Source organism: Nocardia grenadensis NBRC 108939 (assembly GCF_001613445.1).
Lineage (GTDB): Bacteria > Actinomycetota > Actinomycetes > Mycobacteriales > Mycobacteriaceae > Nocardia > Nocardia grenadensis.
In genome coordinates this window covers 183210-204133 of sequence record NZ_BDCJ01000010.1, presented here as the reverse complement: position 1 = coordinate 204133, position 20924 = coordinate 183210, and the positions used below count along the sequence as shown (strand labels likewise).

The window sequence follows — 20924 nt, the reverse complement described above, 5'->3', positions numbered from 1 at the left end:
CCGATCATCACATATCCGTCGGCCGGGGCGCGGTATCCCGGCCGGGTCCAGCGATCCCGGAAACGCCGGGTGGCCGGGTCGATCGTGGCGGGCGGGCGGCCCGGCGGCAGGGCCCCGTGACAGGTCGGCGGGCCGAGAGAACTCGTGGCAACCGGGCGGGGACCGCTTCGCATCCTGTCTCCTGTCGGTACGGCCGCGTACATTCTGCGCTCATGGACTCCACGGTCACCTGCAGCGGCCGCGGCGGGCGCGGCCGCCGCCGGGTGCCGCAGTGGCGGCCGGCCGGTGCATCGCGAGCCGCCCCGTGGTGACCGACCGGCATCCCGGCACCGGCGCCGGGCCGGCCCTGCCGCTGCTGGGCGAGACTTCCCGGCGCTGGGTGCTCCATATCGATATGGATGCCTTCTTCGCCTCCTGTGAACAGCTCACCCGCCCCACCCTGCGCGGCCGCCCGGTGCTGGTCGGCGGGACCGGGGCGCGTGGGGTGGTGGCCGGGGCCAGCTACGAGGCTCGGGTATTCGGTGCGCGTTCGGCCATGCCGATGCAGCAGGCGCGACGGCTGGTCGGGGTGTCGGCGGTGGTGGTCCCGCCGCGCGGTGCGCTGTACAGCGTGCTGAGCGGCCGGGTTTTCGAAACCTTGCGCGCCCGGGTCCCGGTGCTGGAGACCCTGTCGTTCGACGAGGCGTTCGCCGAGCCGGCCGAACTGGCCGGGGCGAGCGCGGCGGAGGTGGAAGCGTTGTGCGCCGGACTGCGGGCAGCGGTGCGGGAGCGCACGGGCCTGGTCGCCTCGGTGGGTGCCGGTAGCGGGAAACAGCTGGCCAAGATCGCCTCCGGGATGGCCAAACCCGATGGGATCCGGGTGATCGCACCGGGCGAGCAACAGGCATTGCTGTCCGCCCTGCCGGTACGCAAACTCTGGGGTATCGGCCCGGTGGCCGAGGGCCGCCTGCGCACCCTCGGGATCGAAACCGTGGGTGCCTTCGCCGCGCTGCCCGAGGCCGAGGCGGTATCGATTCTGGGCGGCAGTATCGGCGCGGCGCTGCACCGCCTCGCCCGCGGTATCGACGACCGCCCGGTCGCCGAACGCGCCGAGGCGAAACAGATCAGCGCCGAGACCACCTACGAACACGACATCATCACGCTGGAGCGGCTGCGACCGGCGATCGGTGAGATGGCCGCCGCCGCGCACCGCCGGCTCACCCGCGACGGCCGCGCCGCCCGGACGGTGGTGCTGAAACTCCGGCGCGCCGATATGGGTATCACCACGCGCTCTACCACCCTGCCCTACGCCACCGAGGATCTGCCCACCCTGACCGCCGCCGCGCAGCGGGCCGCTATCGATCCGCGGGAGCTGGGGCCGATCCGGTTGGTCGGCGTCGGCTACGCCGGGCTGTCCACCATCCGGCAGGAATCGCTGTTCCCGGAACTGGACCGACAGGGTGGCGAGCTCACCGGATCGTCCGGCGTGGCCGCCGGTGGGCCGGCTTCTCTGACGGCAGCCGAAGAGACCTCTGTGGATTCGGTAAGACATCCGGCGGGACCGGCGAGTTCCGTGGACAGGACGGCCGGTTCGGCTCCACCGTCGGGTGGGGAGGCCGAAAACCCGCCCGGCCCGCGGGCTTCCAGCGTTTCCGCTGGTAGCGCTACGATCTGGCGGCCGGGCTCGGATGTGCGACATCCCGAATTCGGATTCGGCTGGGTGCAGGGGGCGGGCCACGGACGAGTGACCGTCCGGTTCGAGACCCGCTCGACAGGACCGGGGATCGCGCGTACTTTCGCTGCCGACAATACGGAGTTGTGCTCAGCGGATCCGCTCGCCAGCTTGTCCTGAAGGCCCGCCGGGTAGGTTGGTCCGGGCAGCGTCGCCGGTTCCGGTGGCTCTGTCGTAGTGCACGACACCGAACCCTCGAACGCAAAGGACGAGCAGTTGAAGCTTCGCAAGACCGGACGTATCGCGATCGCCGGCGTGGCCGCCGTGGCCGTGCTGACCCTGACGGCGTGTGGTAGCGATGATTCCGACTCGGACAGCAAGGCCGCGAGCACGACGTCCGCGTCGGTGGCCGCCTCGGAAGAGATGTCCGACCTGCCGCCGGTGCCCACCGTGGCCGACCTGAACTCTCAGCTCCAGCGCGCCCTCGACCCGGCCGTGCCCAACGAGGAGAAGCTGGAAATGGTGCAGGGCGCCGAGGCCGATCCGGAACTGCCGGGCAAACTGGCCCAGTTCTACACGGATTCGGGCGCCACCATCGAGGTCACCGAGGTCAACGATTTCGCCGACACCATCAACGCCAAGGCCGACTTCAAGCTGGGCGACACCCAGAACGTGGTCGATGTCCCGTTCGTCGCCGAGGACGGTGTGTGGAAGGTCGAGAAGACCTGGACCTGCAATATGCTCGCCCAGGCCCAGGTGCAGTCCCCGGCCTGCGTGGCCTGATCCCGCAGCGTACAGACCAGCCGGTCCGCTACGGGCGGACCGGCTGGTCTCGTTCTATGGCTGCGACGGTATCGGTGAGCGCAGCCGCAGCGGTGCGTGCGGTCCCGGCTAGGATTGCGCCCCGTGGCTGACACGATGGTGGTGGCGGCGCCCGAGCCGACAGATCTCTCCGACCGTCCCCGATCCCGATCGCGGGGTGGCTGGGCACGGCCGGTCGCGCTGGTGTCGGCGCTCATCGGAGCACTGCTGGCGATAGCGGTACCGCTGCTGCCGGTCCGCGTCGACGCCGCCACATTGTCCTGGCCGCAGGACGATTCCGCCGCCTCCGTCGAGGCCCCGCTGGTCGCGTACGCGCCGTTGGACTACACGGCCACGGTGCCGTGCGCGGCGATCCAGCAACTCGGGCCGGGCGGCGGGGTATTGACCGCCACCGCCCCCTACGGCGCACCCGACCTGGAACGCTACGGCTTCCTGGCCCGGGTCCGGCCCGCGACACCGGAGACGGGTGCGCAACTCGATGTCGTCCTGCGTAACCAATCGCTGTTCAGCGTCCCGGTCGCGGAACTGCCCCCGAACTGCGAACTCGACGTATACGCCGGGATGACCGAATCCGTGGCCTCGCTCACCGGATCCGAGCCGGTGGTGCTCAGCGGGGACTTCCGCCCCCAGCTGGTCGGTGTGTTCAGCGATCTGGCCGACCCCGCGGGCACCCTGGTCACCGCCGAGGTCGACAGCCGGTTCACCTCCAGCCCCACTCCGCTGAAACAGATCGCGATCTGGGTGGCCGTCGCCGCGACACTGATCTCGCTGTTCGCGCTGCACCGGCTGGACGGTCTCGACGGGCGCCGCGCCCGCCGGTTCCTGCCGGCCCGCTGGTGGACCTTCCGTCCCGTCGATGTGGTGGTGCTCGGCACGCTGGTGCTCTGGCATTTCATCGGCGCCACCACCTCCGACGACGGCTACCAGTTCGGTATGGGCCGGACTTCGCAGGCCGCCGGATATATGGCGAACTACTTTCGCTACTTCGGGGTCCCGGAGAACCCGATCGGCACCCCGTACTACGACCTCATCGGCCTGATGGCCGATCTCACCACCGCCAGCCCCTGGGTACGGCTGCCGAGTCTGCTGGCCGGCATCCTGGCCTGGCTGGTGATCAGTCGCGAGGTGGTGCCCCGGTTCGGGGCCGCGCTACATCGCAACCGGTTCGTCCCGTGGACCGGCGCGCTGGTGTTCTTGGCCGTATGGCTGCCCTACAACAACGGGCTGCGGCCCGAACCCATCGTCGCGCTGGGCGTCCTGCTCACCTGGTGTTCGGTCGAGCGCGGGATCGCCACCCGTCGGCTGTTGCCGTTCGCGGTCGCCATCCTCATCGCCGCCTTCAGCTGCACCGCCGGCCCGCACGGCATCATCTGCGTGGCCGCCCTGCTGGCCGGACTGCGACCCCTGGTCAGGATCCTCGCCGCCCGCGCGCCGCGGATCGGCTGGTTCGCGCAACTGCTGCCGCTGGCCGCCGCGGGTGTCCTCGTGCTGGTGGTGGCCTTCGCCGACCAGCCGTTCAGCGCCATGATGGAGATGCGCCGGGTGCACGAACTGGCCGGCCCGCATGTGCTCTGGTTCGACGAATACTTGCGCTACCAGTACCTGTTCATGGGTACGGTGGACGGCTCGGTGGCCCGCCGCTTCGGGATCTTCGTGATGATCGCAGGGCTGGCGGTATGCCTGCTCACCCTGCTGCGGAAAGGCGGCCGGATCCCCACCACCGCGGTGGGGCCCTCGCGCCGCATCCTCGGCGTCACCGTCGGCGCCATGGCGCTGATGATGACCACACCCACCAAATGGACCCATCACCTCGGTGTCTTCGCCGGGCTGGCCGGAGCGGTGGCGGTGCTGACGGCCGTCGCGATCGGACCGCGGGTCATGCGCGCACCACGCAACCGGGCACTGTTCGCCGCAGCGGTATCGTTCCTGCTGGCTCTCGTGTTCGCCGGGCCCAACGCCTGGTGGTACGTCTCCTCCTACAGCATCCCGTGGTGGGACAAACAGCCCTCGGTGTCCGGTATCGCCTTCAACAAGGTCTTCCTGCTGGGCGCGGTGGTGCTGCTGGCACTGGCGGCGTGGTGGCATGTGCGGGCACCCGATGACGGACGGCATCGGATCTCGCGCTGGGGCTGGCGGTTCGCCAAGGTGCCGGCCCTGACGGTGGCCGCCGCGTTCATGGTGCTGTTCGAGGTGGCGTCGTTCGCGAAGGGCGCCGTCTCCCAGTACCCGGCCTTCTCGCTGGCGAGTTCCAACCTGAGCGCTCTCGCCGGGAACACCTGCGGCCTGGCCCCGCACGTACTGGTGGAGACCGACCCCAACCGCGGTATGCTCACTCCGCTCTCCGGTGATCCCGTGTCGGCCCTGGCCGGTACCGGAACGGGTTTCAGTCCCACCGGAGTCGCGGCGGACCTGAGCGCCGATGCCGAGGAAGGCGCCGATGCCGCCATCGCCGATTCGGTGGGCGCGGCGACCGCGGGCACCGGTGTCGCGACCGAAACCGACAGCCCCACACTGCCGTTCGGCCTGGATCCGGAGACTCCCGTCCTGGGCAGCGATCACGCCGACGGCCCGGCCCAACTGACCTCCGGCTGGTATCGGCTGCCCCCGGTCGCCGACCGCGCGGATATTCTCGCCCTCAGCGCCGCGGGCCGTATCTGGTCACAGGACGCCGACGGTGTGGTGACCCACGGGCAGTCCCTGGAACTGGAATTCGGTTCCACCACCGCGCCGGGTGGTTCGGCCGCGGACCCGGTCCCGCTGCGCCGGGTCAATCCGATCGATATCGGCCCGGCGCCGTCGTGGCGTAATCTGCGGGTTCCGCTGGCGCCCTACGCCGATGCCGACACCGTGCGGATCGTCGCCGCCGATCGCGACCGCGACCCACGCCAGTGGCTGGCCTTCACCCCGCCGCGGATACCGCGGACCCAGGATCTGAACACGGTCGTCGGATCCACCGATCCGGTGCTGCTGGACTGGGCGGTGGGCCTGCAGTTCCCGTGCCAGCGGCCCTTCGACCACCGCGTCGGGATCGCCGAGGTGCCGAAATACCGCATCCTGCCGGACCGGATCGGCGCGCACGACACCAATCTGTGGCAGAACCACGATGGTGGCGGCCCGCTGGGCTGGACCGGTCTGTTGCTGTACGCGCGCACCCTGCCGACCTATCTCGATCAGGACTGGGATCGCGATTGGGGCCAGCTGCAACAGTTCCTCCCCATCGCCCCCGACGCGGTCCCGGCCCGCCCGCGCACGACGCAGGAGGACCACTCCGGGACCTGGACACCCGGCCCGATCAACGTCGCCTGGTGAGCCGCGCGCCGCGGCGCTGGCTACTCTGACAGCCATGTCGACAACTGTGCAGTCCGTCGGGATGCCCGGTCTCAGCGCCGCGGAGGTGGCGCAGCGCCGGCGCGACGGGCTCACCAACGATGTGCCGGACCGGGCCAGCCGCTCGGTGCGCGATATCGTCCGGGCGAATGTGTTCACCCGGATCAATGCCATCCTGGGGGTGCTGTTCGTCCTGGTGATGGCCACCGGATCGGTGATCGACGGAATGTTCGGCCTGTTGATCGTGGCCAACAGCGCGGTCGGCATCGTGCAGGAGATCCGAGCCAAACGCACCCTGGACCGGTTGGCGATCGTCGGACAGGCAAAACCGACTGTGCGCCGGGACGGTAAGGCCGAACAGGTCGCGCCGAGCGAGGTAGTCCTCGACGATCTCATCGAACTCGGGCCGGGTGACCAGATCGTGGTCGACGGTGAGGTGGTCGAAGCCGAACTGCTCGAGATCGACGAATCGCTGCTCACCGGCGAATCCGATGATGTCGCCAAGGAATCCGGCGCGCAGGTGCTCTCCGGCAGCTACGTGGTGTCCGGTTCGGGCGCCTACCGGGCGACCAAGGTCGGCAAAGACGCCTACGCCGCGAAACTGGCCGACGAGGCCAGCAAGTTTACGCTGGTGAACTCCGAACTGCGCAACGGCATCGACACCATACTCAAGGTCATCACCTATCTGCTGATCCCGGCCGGTGCCCTGAGCATCTACAACCAGCTGGTGTCCAGCGGCGAAACCTGGCGGCCGGCCGTCACCGGGATGGTGGCCGCGCTGGTGCCGATGGTGCCCGAGGGCCTGGTGCTGATGACCTCGATCGCGTTCGCGGTCGGGGTGGTGCGACTGGGCCAGCGCAAATGCCTCGTGCAGGAGCTGCCCGCCATCGAGGGACTGGCCCGGGTGGATGTGGTGTGCGCGGACAAGACCGGCACCCTCACCGAGAATGGTATGCGCCTGGCCGAACTCCGGATGATCGACACCGGTCCGGACGCCGAGGACCAGGCCCGGCGGGCGCTGGCCGCCATGGCCGCCGACGATCCCCGGCCCAATGCCAGCGTCGCGGCCATCGCCGAAGCGCTTCCCGAGACACCCGGCTGGGAGTACACGGCCGTGGCGCCGTTCTCCTCGGCCAAGAAATGGAGCGGTTTCTCCTACGGAGAGCACGGCGACTGGCTGCTGGGCGCACCCGATGTGCTGCTCGACACCGGGTCGGCCGAGGCCCGCGCCGCCGAGGAGCTCGGCGCCACCGGCCTGCGCGTGCTGTTGCTCGCCCGCGGCGACCGCGCCGTGGATGCGACCGGCGCCCCCGGCACCATCACCCCGGTCGCCCTGGTGGTCCTCGAACAGAAGGTACGGCCCGACGCCCGCGACACCCTGGACTACTTCGCGAGCCAGGACGTGTCGATCAAGGTGATCTCCGGCGACAACGCCGTCTCGGTGGGCGCGGTGGCCTCCTCCCTGAACCTGCCCGGCGGCGACCACGCCGTCGATGCGCGCACCCTGCCCGAGGACCGCGCCGAACTCGCCGGCGTGCTGGAGGAGCGGACCACCTTCGGGCGGGTCCGCCCCGACCAGAAGCGGGCCATGGTAGGCGCGCTGCAGTCCCGCGGGCACACCGTGGCCATGACCGGCGACGGGGTCAACGACGTGCTGGCACTCAAGGACGCCGATATCGGTGTGGCCATGGGCGCGGGCAGCCCCGCCACCCGGGCGGTCGCGCAGATCGTACTGCTGGACAACAAATTCGCCACCCTGCCGTATGTGGTGGGTGAGGGCCGCCGGGTGATCGGCAATATCGAACGGGTCTCCAACCTGTTCCTGACCAAAACCGTCTACTCGGTGCTGCTGGCCTTCCTGGTCGGCGCCGCCGGGGTGGGCTCGCAGATCTTCGGCTACGAACCCATCGGCTACCCGTTCCTGCCCCGGCACGTGACGATCGCCGCCTGGTTCACCATCGGTATCCCCGCGTTCATCCTCTCGCTGGCCCCGAACAACGAACGGGCCCGTACCGGATTCGTCGGCCGGGTGATGCGGCTGGCGATCCCCTCGGGCGTGGTCATCGGCACCGCGACCTTCGTCGCCTACCTCATCGCCTACGCCGGCCCCGAGGCCGGTGAACAGCAGAAGATGCAGGCCGGCACCACCGCGCTCATCACCCTCATCATGATCGCGGTCTGGGTGCTGGCGATCGTCGCCCGCCCCTACACCTGGTGGAAAGTCGTGCTGATCGCCGTTTCGGTGGCGGCGTACCTTGTGCTTTTCACAGTGCCCTTCACCCGTGAATTCTTCGCGCTCGACCCGTCCAACCTGCGCCTGACCACGGCCGCGTTCGCCTGTGGTGCGGTGGGCATCGTGCTGGTGGAGGTCGCCTGGTGGGTTCAGGCGAGTGTGCGAGGCGAGTCGCACAAGCTGATCCCCGCGGCGCCGGGTGAATCCTGAGGTAAGCGCCGGCGAGACGGGCCTCAACCCTTTGAGGTGTCTCGTAGAACAGTGAGGATGGGTGTGGCCCCGCAGCGCTCGACGCATAGGGTTGCATCGGCATTCGACGTTCGGGTCGGATGCCGACCCGACCGCCCGGCCGACCCGGCGTCTGATCGCCTTCACGAACAGCGGCGCCCCTTCGGTGCCGAGTTCGGCGAGGCCCTGAAAGACGGGACCAAGGGGGCCTCGGCCCCGCGCGCCGCAGGCGCGCCGAAAAACACAGTACCTTCGTGGCATGGAGGTTCTGCTGCACCAGATCGACGCGTTCGCCGACGCACCGTTCTCCGGGAACCCGGCAGCGGTGATGCCGTTGCCCACGTGGTTGCCCGATACCGTGTTGCAACAGTTGGCCGAGGAGAACAATCTCGCCGAGACGGCCTTCTATACCTCCCGGTTACCTCCGGAGGCCGGGGCGTCGCCGGGGGACTGGCCCGCGTATCACCTGCGCTGGTTCACGCCGATGACCGAAGTGGTGATGTGCGGGCATGCCACGCTGGCGGCGGCGGCGCAGATCCTGTGCGATATCCAGCCGGGTGAGGACCGGGTCGGGTTCTTCACCCATAGTGGATGGTTGCGGGTGGATCGCACCGATGACGACGAGTACGTGCTGGATCTGCCCGCGGTGGCATCCGTGCCGGCCGAACCGGATGCGGCCCTGGTGGCGGCCTTGGGGGTGGAGCCGGTGCGGGTGTATTCGGGCGCGGATGTGGTCGTGGTGGTGGACAGTGAGCGGCAGGTCCGGGAGCTGGCACCCGCCCTGAGTGCCTTTCCGAAGGTGCAGCGGGGGGTGGTGGTCACCGCCCGGGGTGACGAGGTGGATTTCGTCTCGCGGTTCTTCGCGCCGGGGGTGGGAGTGCCGGAGGATCCGGTGACCGGTTCGGCGCATGCCCAGCTGGCACCGCTGTGGAGTGCCGAGCTCGGGCGCAGCAGGATGACCGCGCGGCAGCTGTCCCGGCGGGGCGGCTCGCTCGACGTCGAACTGGTCGAGGACCGGGTGTTGCTGACCGGTCGCTGCCGCCGCTATCTGGACGGTGTGGTGACGCTGGACTTCTGATCAGGCCGGTGGGACGGGCACGTCGTCCGGCGGCGGGCCGACGGGGTCGGTGCTGTCGGGAAGCAGGGGGTCGATGGCGAACCGTCCGGCGACGGCGTCGCCCGGAAGTGCCTCCACCGCGCGGATTCCGGGGCGTGCGGTGAGGTCGCGGAGCCGGGGCAGCGGGGCGCGGACAACGACGCCGGGAGAGCAGGCGCAGCCCGCGCGCAGCCGGGTGATGGCTACGTCCAGGATGCGGGCGGTGCGGTCGTCGCCGACGTAGCGGCGTTGGTCGGCCAGCTGCCAGGCGGCGTCGGCGCCGGAGCGTTGTAGCGCGACGTCACCTGCGGGGGTCTGGACCGCGACCAGCGGGGTCGACACCCGGGGCAGCGGGACCCGGTACAGCGCCTGTCCGATGCGCAGATCACCGACCTGGTCGCGGAGCGCGGCGGCGGGCCGGTACTCGGTGAACGACACCAGCGCCCACCGGTCCGCGGTGTCGGTCCCGGTGAGCGATTCTTGGGCCCGGTCGAGGTATTCGCCGATGGACTCGCCCTGGTCGGGGCCGAGGCGGTCGGTGGAGACGATCTCCTCGGCCGGGGGAATCAGATAGCCGAGCGCGAGGACGACGACGCCGCAGGCGGCCGCGGCCGCGCCGTAGCCGAGCCCCCGGCGGAGATTGCGGGGCCGGTGCGGCGGGGCTGCGGGTGCCTCGGACACAGGCGATCAGGCGTCGCGCAGCACGCGCAACGCGTGGGTGAGGTCGTCGGGGTATTCGCTGGTGATCTCCAGGTAGCGGCCGTCGGCGGGGTGCTGGAAGCCCAGTGATCGGGCGTGCAGCCATTGGCGTTGCAGTCCGAGCCGTTCGGCGAGCCGGGGATCGGCGCCGTAGGTGAGATCACCGCAGCAGGGGTGGCGGATCGCGGAGAAGTGCACCCGGATCTGATGGGTGCGGCCGGTTTCCAGGTGGATATCGAGCAGGCTCGCCGCCTGGAACGCTTCCACGGTGTCGTAGTGGGTGACGCTGGGCCGGCCGTCGGAGGTGACCGCGAATTTCCAGTCGTTACCGCGGGCGCGGCCGATGGGAGCGTCGATGGTGCCGCTGCTGGGATCGGGGTGACCCTGGACCAGGGCGTGGTAGCGCTTGTCCACGGTGCGCTGTTTGAACGCCCGTTTGAGCACGGTGTAGGCGTGTTCGGACTGGGCCACCACCATCACCCCGGAGGTGCCGACATCGAGGCGGTGCACGATGCCCTGCCGTTCGTGCGCGCCGGAGGTGGAGATCCGGTAGCCGGCCGCGGCCAGCCCGCCGACCACGGTGGGCCCGCTCCATCCGACTCCGGTGTGTGCGGCGACGCCGACCGGTTTGTCGACGGCGACGATATCGTCGTCGGCGTAGAGGATTTTCATACCCTCCACCGGTTCGGCTTCGATACTCAGCTCCCGGCGCGGTTCGGGGAACACCACTTCGAGCCAGGCGCCCGCGGTGAGACGGTCGGATTTGCCGGCGGCCACTCCGTCGAGCTCCACCGACCCTTCTTCGGCGAGAGCCGCGACGGCGGTCCGGGACAATCCGAGCAGCCGCGCGAGGCCGGCGTCCACCCGCATTCCGTCGAGTCCGTCCGGGACGGGCATCGTCCTGGTCTCCCTCATGCGGCGGTCTCCTTGCCGTCGGCGGTGGCGGACGTTCCGGGCCCCGGGCCGGCGGTGGATTCCGGGGCGGCGCCGGACGCGGAGTCCTCGGGTGTGGCGTCACCGGTGGAGCGGTCCCGGCCGGGGCCGGGCTCGTCGGCCGAGGCCGGATCCGTGGTGGACACGGCCTTCTCTTTGTCCTTGTAGCGGGTGCCGTCGGGTTCGAAACCGAAGACGGTGAGTGTCACCAGCAGGATCGCCCCGCATACGATCGAGGAATCGGCCACATTGAACACCGGCCACCAGCCGACCGAGACGAAATCCACCACATGACCCTGCAGCGGGCCCGGCTCGCGGAACAGCCGGTCCATCAGGTTGCCGAGCGCGCCGCCGAGGACCCCGCCGAGTCCGATCGCCCACAGGGTCGACCGCAGGGTGCGGCCGATACGCAGCACCCCGATCACCACCGCGGTCGCGATCAGGGTCAGCAACCAGGTCATGCCGGTGGCCATGGAGAACGCGGCACCCGGATTGCGCACCAGCACCAGTTCCACGAAGTCGCCGATGATCGACACCGATTCGCCGGGACGTATCCGCGCGACCACGATGATCTTGGTGACCAGGTCGAGCGCGAACAGCGTCGCGGCGATCGCCAGCAGTAGCCGTAGCCGCTGCCGCGGCTGCGCGCCGGTCCCGCCGGTGTGGTCGTCGGGGTCCTGCTCTGGCGTAGGCCGGTCCTCACTCACGCCGACCATCATCTCTCGAGGGGAAACGGCCCAGTACCGTGGGCACCCGCGCGCACCGGTGACGGGCCGCCGCCCCGGGTGTGTCGCGGCGTGGGGCGCCGCTGCCGGCCGGTGCTTCCGGAGGTCGGCGCGATGTCCCAGCCCACGCTCAGGTACGCCTCGTAGGCTGTCGGGCGTGACGGTGTTGTGTTCGTTTCCCACGCCCCGCCTGGCAAGGTCCAGAGTGCTGATGGTGGTTCTCGCGGTGGGTCTCACCGCTTTCGGTTCCGGCTGCAGCGACGGCGGCGACTCCGGAGCGGACGCCGACGGCACCGAACCGCTCGGAATAGGCGAGGTCACCGTGCCGATCGCGGCGGCCGTGGTCACCACCGTGGACCACGGCGAGGAGCCCCGGTCGATGTTGCGGCCGTCCTACTACGACGGCACGATCCAGGCGGTGACGTTGCGCACGGATCACCGTATCCAGCAGCAGATCGATTCCCAACAGGTCCGCGATTTCTCCAGTCCGGCGCTGACCATCCCGATGACCGCCACCAGCGACGCGGGCGGGGTGGAGCTCACCCTCGGTTCGGTGACCACTCCCGATCCGGCACTGTCGGAGGCACTGACCGCCGCCGACGGGACGCACGCCGGATTCGAGATGAGTGAACTCGGCGGGATCACCGCGCTGCGGCTGGCGCCCGCCCCCGATACGTCGAATTCGGCGCGCGCTGCCCTGGAACAGGCCTTCTACCAGGCGGTCTACCGATCCATCACCTTCCCCGACGAACCGGTCGGAGTGGGCGCGGTCTGGCGGGTGCAGCAGACCGTGGGCGGCGGTGTCGACCTCGACCAGGTCACCACGGCGACCCTGGTCGCCCGCGACGGTGGGCGGTTGTCCATTCGGCTCGACGTCACCCAGACGCCGAAATCGAGTATCTGGGATCTGCCGAACGAGGCAGGCATGCTCGATATCGAGGACTACGCGATGCAGGGCAGCGGAGATATCACCGTGGATCTCGGCCTGCCGCTGCCGGTGGCCGGGTCGATCTCGATCGGCGGCCACCAGTCCTACCGCGACCCGCGCACCTCGACGGTGCTGCGTCAGGTCATCGAGACGAACGTCAGTTGGGGCGACTGATCGGGCGGCCGGGTCCGGCCAGGGCCCGCGGCGGGCACCGAGCATAGGCTCACAGATATCCGACACAACTCTCCGAGACCGGAGGTCCCGTGATGTCCGATATCCCGCCTGTACCCGAAGGCTATCCCACTATTTCCCCCGGTCTGGCGATCGCCGGCGCCACGGACGCGGTGGAATTCTACAAACGGGTGCTGGGGGCCATCGAACGGATGCGTATCCCGGGCCCCGACGACACGGTGCTGCACTGTGAACTCCTGATCGGCAATTCGGTGCTGATGCTCGGCGACCCGGCCCCCGATATGGCGTTCCGGGATCCGCATTCGATCGGTGGCACCCCGGTCAACCTCTACGTCTACGTACCGGATATGGATGCGGCCCACGCCGCGGCGCTCGCCGCCGGCGCCATCGAGATCAGCGCCCCACAGACGCAGTTCTACGGAGACCGGACCGGTTCGTTCGTGGACCCGTGGGGGCATCAGTGGACCGTCGCCACCCATGTGGAGGATATCGAGCCCGAGGAGATGCAGCGGCAGATGGACCGGCTCGGATCCTGATCGGCCCGGAACCCCCGTACCGGCACCGCGGCCGGACCCCGATGACTACCATGGTCGAGTCGAAGGAGCAGGAAGGGTCTGGCGGATGCGGGTGCTGGCCGTGGACGACGAGCAGCCGGCGCTGGACGAGTTGCTCTATCTGTTGCGCGCCGAACCCGTGGTGACCGCGCTGCACGGCGCCGCCGACGCGACCGGCGCGCTCCGGATTCTGCGCGCGCACGCGGTCGACGCGGTCTTCCTGGACATCAATATGCCGGGCCTGGACGGTATGGAACTGGCCGGGGTGCTCGCCGAATTCGTGCACCCGCCGGCGATCGTCTTCGTCACCGCGCACGAGGATCACGCGGTGGCCGCGTTCGATCTGGGTGCGGTGGACTACCTGCTCAAACCGGTGCGCCGGCAGCGGCTGAGAGCCGCGGTGCGGCGGATCGCCGAGCGCCGGACCCACACCGACCCGGAGCCGGAGCCGGGCACGGCCGGGGGCCACGAAGTTATTCCGGTCGAGCTGGGTGGGGTCACCACACTGGTGCACCGGTCCCAGGTGAACTGGGTGGAAGCCGAGGGCGACTACGCCCGGCTGCACACCGATACCGGTTCCCATCTGGTGCGCATCCCGCTCTCGGCGTTGCAGGACCGCTGGCGTGAGGATTTCCTGCGGGTGCACCGTTCGTATCTGGTGGCGCTCGGGCGGGTGACCGGGCTGCGGACGGTGGGTTCGGGGACGCTGGTGTGTCTGCGCGGGGCACAGCGGGTGGAGCTTCCGGTGAGCCGCCGCCAGGTGCGCGAACTCAAACAGCGGCTGGTGCACGGACCGCATCCGTCGCCGGACCGGCGATGATCGGCCCCGCCCCGCGGCCGCCCCGCCGGCGGGTGGTGCTCGCCGAACGCCGGGGCGCGCGCCGCGTCCGGACCCGGGTGGAGGTCGCCGAGCAGACCGAGATCGGCGAGGCGCTGATCGGCGGGCTCATCCGGGCGCAACTGGGGCTGGCCCTGAGCTGTGGCCTGGTGACCGCCCTGCTCCTCGCCGCGCTTCCGCTGCTGTTCGGTGTGACCGCGGTCGCCGAGGCCGTGGTGCTGGGTATCCGGCTGCCGTGGCTGGTGCTGGGCGGCGCCGCCTACCCGCTGCTGTGGCTCACCGGGCGGGTGTACCTGCGGCTGTCCGAGCGTAACGAGAACGATTTCCTCGAGCTCACCGGTGATTGAGCCGCCCGCGCCGCGGTCACCATCCCGGCCGAAGGGCAGGCCGGGATGGTGACCGCGCCCGGCCTCACGGTGGCGGCGCTGCTCGCGGCGGCGCTGGCCACGGTCGTCCTCGGTGTGTACGGGGTGCGCTGGGCCCGCACGACCTCGGACTTCCTGGTGGCCTCCCGCAGTGTCGGCCCACGCTGGAATGCTGCCGCCGTCTCCGGTGAATACCTGTCCGCGGCGTCCTTTCTGGGGGTCGCCGGGTTGATCGCCAAATACGGCGCCGATGCCCTGTGGTACCCGGTGGGCTTCACCGCCGGATACTTGGCGCTGCTGCTCTTCGTGGCGGCACCGCTGCGGCGGTCCGGGGCCTACACCGTGCCCGATTTCGCCGAGTTCCGGTGGGGTTCGCCGCGGTTGCGCCGCCTCGCCGCCGTGGTGGTGGTGCTGGTGTGCGCGGTGTACGTGATCCCGCAGTTCCAGGGCGCCGGGCTGACATTGCGCATTCTGCTGGGCGTACCGGGTTGGGTGGGCGCGGTCGCGGTGGCGGTGATCGTGGTGGCCAATGTCGTTTCCGGGGGGATGCGGTCGATAACCCTGGTCCAGGCCTTCCAGTACTGGCTGAAACTGACCGCGGTGGCGCTGCCCGCGCTCGTCCTGCTGGTGCATTTCTTCGCCGCCGACCGGCCCGGCGGCGATCGCGAACTCGGCGCGCCGGCCCCGCCGACGGTGAGCGAACAGACCACGGTGGAGGTGACCACCCCGGTACTCGTGCGACTGGCCGCGCCGCAGTGGGTCTCGGTGCACGGGGTATTGGACGACCGCGCGGTGGACGGCCCGGTCCTGCTGACGGCGGGCATCCACGAACTGGCTCGGGACACCCGGCTGGTGCTCGAACCGGGCGCGACGGTGCCGGTGGTGGCCGGTGCCCCGGCCGACGGCGCGCACTGGCTGCTGCCCGGCGGCGGTTTCGCCGGACCGCATCCGCGGTACGAGGTGTACTCGCTGATGATCGCCACGTTCCTGGGCACCATGGGATTGCCGCATGTCCTCGTGCGCTTCTACACCAACCGTGACGGTCGGGCCGCCCGCTCCACCGCGCTGGCCGTGATCGCGCTGGTCGGCACGTTCTACCTGTTCCCGGTGCTGCTGGGCGTCTTCGCCCGGCTCTACGTACCGCAACTGCTGATCACCGGGACCTCGGACGCCGCGGTCCTGCTGCTGCCCTCCTCGGCGCTGGCGGGGCTGCCCGGGCAGCTGCTGGCGGCGCTGGTCGCGGCGGGCGCCATGGCCGCTTTCCTGTCCACGTCCTCGGGGCTGGTGGTGAGTATCGCCGGCGTGCTGAGTACGGATGTGCTGCGCGGGCGGATCCGGGATTTCCGGGTCGCGGCGCTGGTCGCCGGCGCGGTACCGCTGACACTGTCGCTGGGCGTGGTGTCACTGGACCTGTCCCGCACCGTGGGGCTGGCGTTCTCGCTGGCGGCCGCGACCCTGTGCCCGCTGCTGGTGCTCGGAATCTGGTGGCGGGGTCTCACCGCGGTGGGTGCGGCCGCCGGATTGGTGATCGGTGGCAGCGTGGCGGGCGCGGCGACCCTGGTCTCCGTGCTCGGTGGAGTTTCTGACCGGCCCGCGGGCGGCTGGGTAGCGGCGCTGCTCGGATATCCCGCGGCCGTGGCCGTCCCGCTGGCCTTCGCGACCATGGTGCTGGTCAGCCGCTGGACCCCGCGGCCGCCGGGGGTGGGCCGGGCGTTCGTCCGGATGCACGCTCCGGAGCGGCTCGGTATGGGCGCCGATCGCGTGCCCGGACACCGGACGGACTGATCGGCGACAGCGATCTGGCCCGACCGTTCGTCGCGGCCCAGCGACCGCTCACCGCACACTTACCCGCCTCCACCGAGTGACTCCCGTCACAGGGGTCTCGAATCGCCTTCGGGTCGCTACCTTCTGCTCAGGTAGTACACGTCACATGATGAGGGACCCGGCATGACCGATATCGATCTCGACAGAAGCGGGGAGCGGGCCGGCCCCCCGCCCGATTTCGTCGCCGCGCAGACGAGCCCGGAGTTCCAGGAACTCCGTAACAGGCTGCGCCGCTTCATTTTTCCCATGGCCGCCCTGTTTCTGCTCTGGTACCTCGGTTATGTGCTGCTCGGCGCGTACGCGCACGATTTCATGGCCACTCCGGTGTTCGGGGAGGTCAATATCGGACTGCTGCTGGGGCTGGGCCAGTTTCTCTCGACCTTCGTGATCACCGGTCTCTACGTCCGCTTCGCCAACCGGGAACTGGACCCGCGGGCGGCCGCGCTCCGCGCCGAACTGGAAGGAATCCGGTCGTGACCATGCTGTACGCCGCCGACGCCACGGTCGGCAATCCGGTGGCCAATATCGCCATCTTCGCGCTGTTCGTCGTGGTCACCATGGTCGTGGTGTTCTGGGCGGGCCGCAATACCTCCGGTGCCACCGACTATTTCACCGGTGGCCGCGGTTTCACCGGGCCGCAAAACGGCATCGCCATCGCCGGGGACTATCTGTCCGCGGCGAGTTTCCTCGGGATCGCCGGCGCCATCGCGGTGTACGGCTACGACGGCTTCCTCTATTCGATCGGCTTCCTCGTCGCCTGGCTGGTGGCGCTGCTGCTGGTGGCCGAAATGCTGCGTAACACCGGCAAGTTCACCATGGCCGATGTGCTGAGCTTCCGGCTGAAGCAGCGGCCCGTGCGCACCGCGGCCGCGATCAGCACCCTGGCGGTCTCGCTGTTCTATCTGCTCGCCCAGATGGCCGGTGCCGGTGGTCTGGTGGCCCTGCTGCTGGATGTGTCCAGTAAGAGTGGGCAGGCCGTGGTGATCGCCGTGGTCGGTGTGCTGATGATCGTATACGTGCTGGTGGGCGGGATGAAGGGGACCACCTGGGTACAGATCATCAAAGCGGTCCTGCTCATCGCGGGCGCCGCGGTGATGACGGTGATGGTGCTGGCGAAGTTCGGGTTCGATCCCTCCGGCATCCTCTCCGGTGCGCAGAGCGCGATCGGCGGGTCCGAGGACGCGAAGGTGGCCGCGCGCGATGTCCTGGCCCCTGGCGCGCAGTACGGCGGCAGCGAGATGTCGAAACTGAATTTCGTGTCGCTGGGCCTGGCACTGGTACTGGGTACCGCGGGTCTGCCGCATGTGCTGATGCGCTTCTACACCGTGCCGACTGCCAAGGAGGCCCGCCGTTCGGTGGTCTGGGCGATCGCGCTGATCGGCGCCTTCTACCTGTTCACCCTGGTGCTCGGCTACGGCGCGGCGGCCATCGTCGGCCCGGACCGGATCCTCGGCGCGGCCGGCGGACAGAACGCCGCGGCGCCGTTGCTGGCCTTCGAACTCGGCGGCGTGATCCTGCTGGGCATCATCTCGGCGGTGGCGTTCGCGACCATCCTCGCGGTGGTCGCCGGCCTCACCATCACGGCCTCGGCGTCGTTCGCCCACGACATCTACGCCAATGTTATCCGGCGCGGCAAAGCCGATGACGCCGCGCAGGTCCGGGTCTCCCGGATCACCGCGGTGGTGATCGGCGTGCTGGCCATCGCCCTGGGCATCCTGGCCAATGGTCAGAACATCGCCTTCCTGGTGGCGCTGGCGTTCGCGGTCGCGGCCTCGGCGAACCTGCCGACGATCCTGTACTCGCTGTTCTGGCGGCGGTTCAACACCACCGGCGCCCTGTTCAGCATGTACGGCGGGCTGATCTCCACGGTCGTGCTGATCGTGTTCTCCCCGGCGGTTTCCGGATCGTCGACCGCGATGCTGCCGGATCTGGACTTCGACTGGTTCCCGCTGTCCAACCCGGGGATCGTGTCCATCCCGCTGGCGTTCGTGCTCGGCGTGATCGGCACCTACCTCGGCGGCAAGAACCCGGAAGATCCGGCCAAGGCCGCGGAAATGGAGGTCCGGGCACTGACCGGCGTCGGCGCCGAAAAAGCGATCGCGCACTGAGTGCGGGTCCGGATGCTGTGTCGGCGGCCTCCGGACCCCGTACCGCTCGGCGCCGGCCGGCCGGTCCCCGCTCTGTGAGGGTGAGCGGGGCACGGCCGGTTTCGCGTCACGGCCGGATTCCGGGGCGGAACTTGGGCACCCGCATACTCACTCTCGTCCCGGCGCCGGGCGCGGTATCGACCACCAGTCCGTAGTCGTTGCCGAAGGCGGCTCGCAGCCGGTCGTCCACATTGGCCAGGCCGATATGCGCCCCCTCCGCGGCCGTATCGAAGGACCCGGACCGCAACAGGTCGGGATCCATACCGGCGCCGTCGTCCTCCACGCTGAGTACACAGTCGGTGCCGGCGTCGAGTGCCTCGATGGTGACCGTGCCACCGCCGGGTGTGGCCGCCAGCCCGTGCCGTACGGCGTTCTCCACCAGGGGTTGCAGGGCCAGGAAGGGCAGGGTGACGCCGAGTACCTCGGGGGCGATCCGCAACCGTACCTGGAGCGCCGGCCCGAACCGGGCGCGTTCGAGTTCGAGATAGCGTTCGATATTGCTGAGTTCGTCGGCCAGCACCGTGTACTCCCCGGCGTCGCGGAACGAATACCGGGTGAAGTCCGCGAAATCCAGGATGAGTTCCCGGGCCCGGTCCGGGTCGGTACGGACGAACGAGGCGATGGTGTTCAGGGCGTTGTAGATGAAATGCGGGCTGATCTGGGCCCGCAGCGCCCGGACCTCGGCACGGTCGAGCCGGGCCCGGGAGGCATCGAGTTCGGCGAGTTCCAGCTGGCCGCTGGCGTATCGGGCGACTTCGGCCAGCGCGCCGAGCGCACCGGGGCCCGGTCGGCTCCCGGTGATCATCCCCAGCGCCCCCACGACGGTGCCGTTGTCGCTGAGCAACGGCTGGGTCACCAGCGTGCGCCCCGGATGCTCGGTATCGGGCAGCTGCGCCAGCACCGGCCGCTGTGCCGCGACGGCTCGCCGGGCCGTCCCGGTGAACTCGGCCGCCGGCGGCTCGTGCACACCGTCCCAGGCCAGGAGCGCGCCCTCGGGATCGCTCACCCCGAGCCCCTCGGCCCCGACCAGCGCACGCAGATGCGGGGCGGCCTCCTGCGCGGACTCCCGGGTGAGGCCCCGGCGCAGCGGCCGGGCCGCCAGGGAGGCGGTGTGCAGTGCCGTGTGTACCGCTCGTTCGGCGGGGGTGGTGACCATTCGCCGCGGACGCGCCCAGACGAGCAGTGCCGCGGCGATCAGTACGGCCGCGCCGGATACGGCGAGCAAGGTCGCGGTCATCGCACTCTCTGTCCCGTCACGCCGCGGTACCGATCCGCCGATCCGCCGCGCGGCTTCGCCGACGCTCGACTCCGGCACATGCTACGAGCAGGCGCACCGGCGGCTCGGCCCGGCCTTCGGAGCACCGTGCGTGCCCACCGCGGCTCGGCCTACCTCTCACGTCCGGCCACCGGTCGCTGCGTGACCGGGTCGCCGGCCGATCGTTACCGGTCCGGCTCGCCGACGGGGGCCGGCCATCGTCTCACGCTTCCCGCGGCAACCGCCATTGCCGCGGGAAACCTTCTCCGGAAGCGATGACCGGCCCGCGTCGGCGAGCCGAGATCGGAGATCCGGCGCGGCGATCGCGCCGGGTGGAAGGGGCCGGGTCACGGCCGCTCGGGGGCGCCCGGGAGCGATTACGCCGAACGAGCCGGAAGCTGTCTGCGGGGGCCGGTGATCACCCCTGGTACTTCTGGACGGTGAACTCCACCGCCCCCGATTGGGGGAGGTGGGCCGCGCCGACGGTGACGGTCGCGGTGAAACGCCCGATCCCGGGACGGAACAGGGCCGAGCGGCCGTCGTTCATCCAGTGCCCCGGGCCGTTCGCGTGCTGGGTGGCCGACCCGGTCTCGCCGGTGTCGAGGTTGCGCCAGTTCAGGGTGATCGGCAGGGTGCACGACCCGATGCCGAACATGATGGTCGAGACGGTGAACGACGCGTGCTCCGGATAACCGGGACCGTTGACCGAGGTGTCGACCTGGGCGACGCACGGGCCGTCGGTGAGGGCGTAGATCGTCTGGAACGAACCGCCGTCGGCCGCGGCGGGCGCGGCGGTGGCCACCAGCGTGCCCACCGTGAGCGCCGCGGCGGCGGGCAACGCGAGCGCGGTCCTGCGTGCTGTCATCGTTCACCTCGCTGGTCGGTCGTACACGTGCGGGGGTCGATCGTGGGCCGGGCGGAGATCCGCCGGATGTGACGCGGCACGACCCTACCAGTGACCGAGCGTGCCGGGGGCCGAATCGGTTTCCCGCGTCGGGACACCTGGCCGACACGCCCGGGTCCCACGGGCACGCCCATCCGGCGCCGAACCGGTCGGACGGTGCGCATAAACTCGCTACACCAACCCCCGCCGAGCCATTGGGAGGA

The 20924-nt window shown here is 70.1% G+C and carries 17 protein-coding genes; 12 read left to right on the top strand and 5 right to left on the bottom strand.

Annotation, left to right across the window (positions count from 1 at the left end; translation table 11 throughout):
• Positions 1 to 394 precede the first annotated feature (394 nt).
• From NGR01S_RS13200 to NGR01S_RS13180, 5 genes are all read left to right on the top strand, one after another.
• Positions 395 to 1831, top strand: coding sequence for a DNA polymerase IV (locus NGR01S_RS13200; protein ID WP_245664572.1), 1437 nt, complete (start codon positions 395 to 397; stop codon positions 1829 to 1831).
• A gap of 96 nt (positions 1832 to 1927) precedes the next feature.
• Positions 1928 to 2434: a WKL family lipoprotein gene (locus NGR01S_RS13195; protein WP_063036542.1), complete on the top strand. Its 507-nt coding sequence runs from the start codon at positions 1928 to 1930 to the stop codon at positions 2432 to 2434.
• A gap of 135 nt (positions 2435 to 2569) precedes the next feature.
• Positions 2570 to 5782, top strand: a complete 3213-nt coding sequence (locus NGR01S_RS13190; protein WP_084480777.1) for an arabinosyltransferase domain-containing protein — start codon at positions 2570 to 2572, stop codon at positions 5780 to 5782.
• A gap of 34 nt (positions 5783 to 5816) precedes the next feature.
• Positions 5817 to 8243, top strand: coding sequence for an HAD-IC family P-type ATPase (locus NGR01S_RS13185; RefSeq protein ID WP_063036356.1), 2427 nt, complete (start codon positions 5817 to 5819; stop codon positions 8241 to 8243).
• Between the two features lie 277 nt (positions 8244 to 8520).
• The gene (locus NGR01S_RS13180) at positions 8521 to 9339 is read left to right on the top strand and encodes a PhzF family phenazine biosynthesis protein (protein ID WP_063036514.1); all 819 of its coding nucleotides are present in this window, start codon (positions 8521 to 8523) and stop codon (positions 9337 to 9339) included.
• On the opposite strand, the gene NGR01S_RS13175 is transcribed toward NGR01S_RS13180, so the two are convergent.
• Genes NGR01S_RS13175 through lspA form a run of 3 tightly spaced genes read right to left on the bottom strand, consistent with a single transcriptional unit; the run spans position 9340 to position 11708 of the window.
• A complete protein-coding gene (locus tag NGR01S_RS13175) occupies positions 9340 to 10038 on the bottom strand; it encodes a hypothetical protein (RefSeq protein WP_063036507.1) in 699 nt (232 codons plus the stop codon). It lies immediately after the preceding gene.
• Positions 10039 to 10044: 6 nt separating this feature from the next.
• The gene (locus tag NGR01S_RS13170) at positions 10045 to 10971 is read right to left on the bottom strand and encodes an RluA family pseudouridine synthase (RefSeq protein WP_063036505.1); all 927 of its coding nucleotides are present in this window, start codon (positions 10969 to 10971) and stop codon (positions 10045 to 10047) included.
• Positions 10968 to 11708, bottom strand: coding sequence for a signal peptidase II (gene lspA / locus NGR01S_RS13165; protein WP_084480821.1), 741 nt, complete (start codon positions 11706 to 11708; stop codon positions 10968 to 10970). The genes NGR01S_RS13170 and lspA overlap by 4 nt, the downstream gene beginning before the upstream one ends.
• Positions 11709 to 11925: 217 nt before the next feature.
• Between lspA and NGR01S_RS13160 the strand changes: the two genes are divergently transcribed.
• From NGR01S_RS13160 to NGR01S_RS13130, 7 genes are all read left to right on the top strand, one after another.
• On the top strand, positions 11926 to 12816 hold the full coding sequence (locus NGR01S_RS13160; RefSeq protein ID WP_063036601.1) for a hypothetical protein: 891 nt from the start codon (positions 11926 to 11928) through the stop codon (positions 12814 to 12816).
• Between the two features lie 92 nt (positions 12817 to 12908).
• Complete coding sequence (locus tag NGR01S_RS13155) at positions 12909 to 13370, top strand: VOC family protein (protein WP_063036503.1); 462 nt, start codon at positions 12909 to 12911, stop codon at positions 13368 to 13370.
• Positions 13371 to 13455: 85 nt separating this feature from the next.
• The gene (locus NGR01S_RS13150; RefSeq protein WP_063036501.1) at positions 13456 to 14208 is read left to right on the top strand and encodes a LytR/AlgR family response regulator transcription factor; all 753 of its coding nucleotides are present in this window, start codon (positions 13456 to 13458) and stop codon (positions 14206 to 14208) included.
• Positions 14205 to 14573 carry a hypothetical protein gene (locus tag NGR01S_RS13145; protein WP_063036499.1) on the top strand — a complete coding sequence of 123 codons (369 nt, stop codon included), beginning with the start codon at positions 14205 to 14207 and terminating at the stop codon, positions 14571 to 14573. Before NGR01S_RS13150 ends, NGR01S_RS13145 begins: the two co-directional genes overlap by 4 nt.
• Positions 14574 to 14618: 45 nt before the next feature.
• Positions 14619 to 16376: a sodium/solute symporter gene (locus NGR01S_RS13140; protein ID WP_063036497.1), complete on the top strand. Its 1758-nt coding sequence runs from the start codon at positions 14619 to 14621 to the stop codon at positions 16374 to 16376.
• A gap of 162 nt (positions 16377 to 16538) precedes the next feature.
• Positions 16539 to 16892 (top strand): DUF485 domain-containing protein, encoded by a 354-nt coding sequence (locus NGR01S_RS13135; RefSeq protein ID WP_063036495.1) that lies wholly within the window; start codon positions 16539 to 16541, stop codon positions 16890 to 16892.
• Positions 16893 to 16894: 2 nt separating this feature from the next.
• Positions 16895 to 18523, top strand: coding sequence for a monocarboxylic acid transporter (locus tag NGR01S_RS13130; protein WP_157107249.1), 1629 nt, complete (start codon positions 16895 to 16897; stop codon positions 18521 to 18523).
• A gap of 106 nt (positions 18524 to 18629) precedes the next feature.
• Here the strand turns inward: NGR01S_RS13130 and NGR01S_RS13125 are convergent, their stop codons facing one another.
• Both NGR01S_RS13125 and NGR01S_RS13120 read right to left on the bottom strand, forming a co-directional pair.
• Positions 18630 to 19799 carry a sensor histidine kinase gene (locus NGR01S_RS13125; protein ID WP_063036599.1) on the bottom strand — a complete coding sequence of 390 codons (1170 nt, stop codon included), beginning with the start codon at positions 19797 to 19799 and terminating at the stop codon, positions 18630 to 18632.
• 436 nt (positions 19800 to 20235) lie between these two features.
• Positions 20236 to 20682, bottom strand: coding sequence for a hypothetical protein (locus tag NGR01S_RS13120; protein ID WP_063036491.1), 447 nt, complete (start codon positions 20680 to 20682; stop codon positions 20236 to 20238).
• Positions 20683 to 20924: the final 242 nt, after the last annotated feature.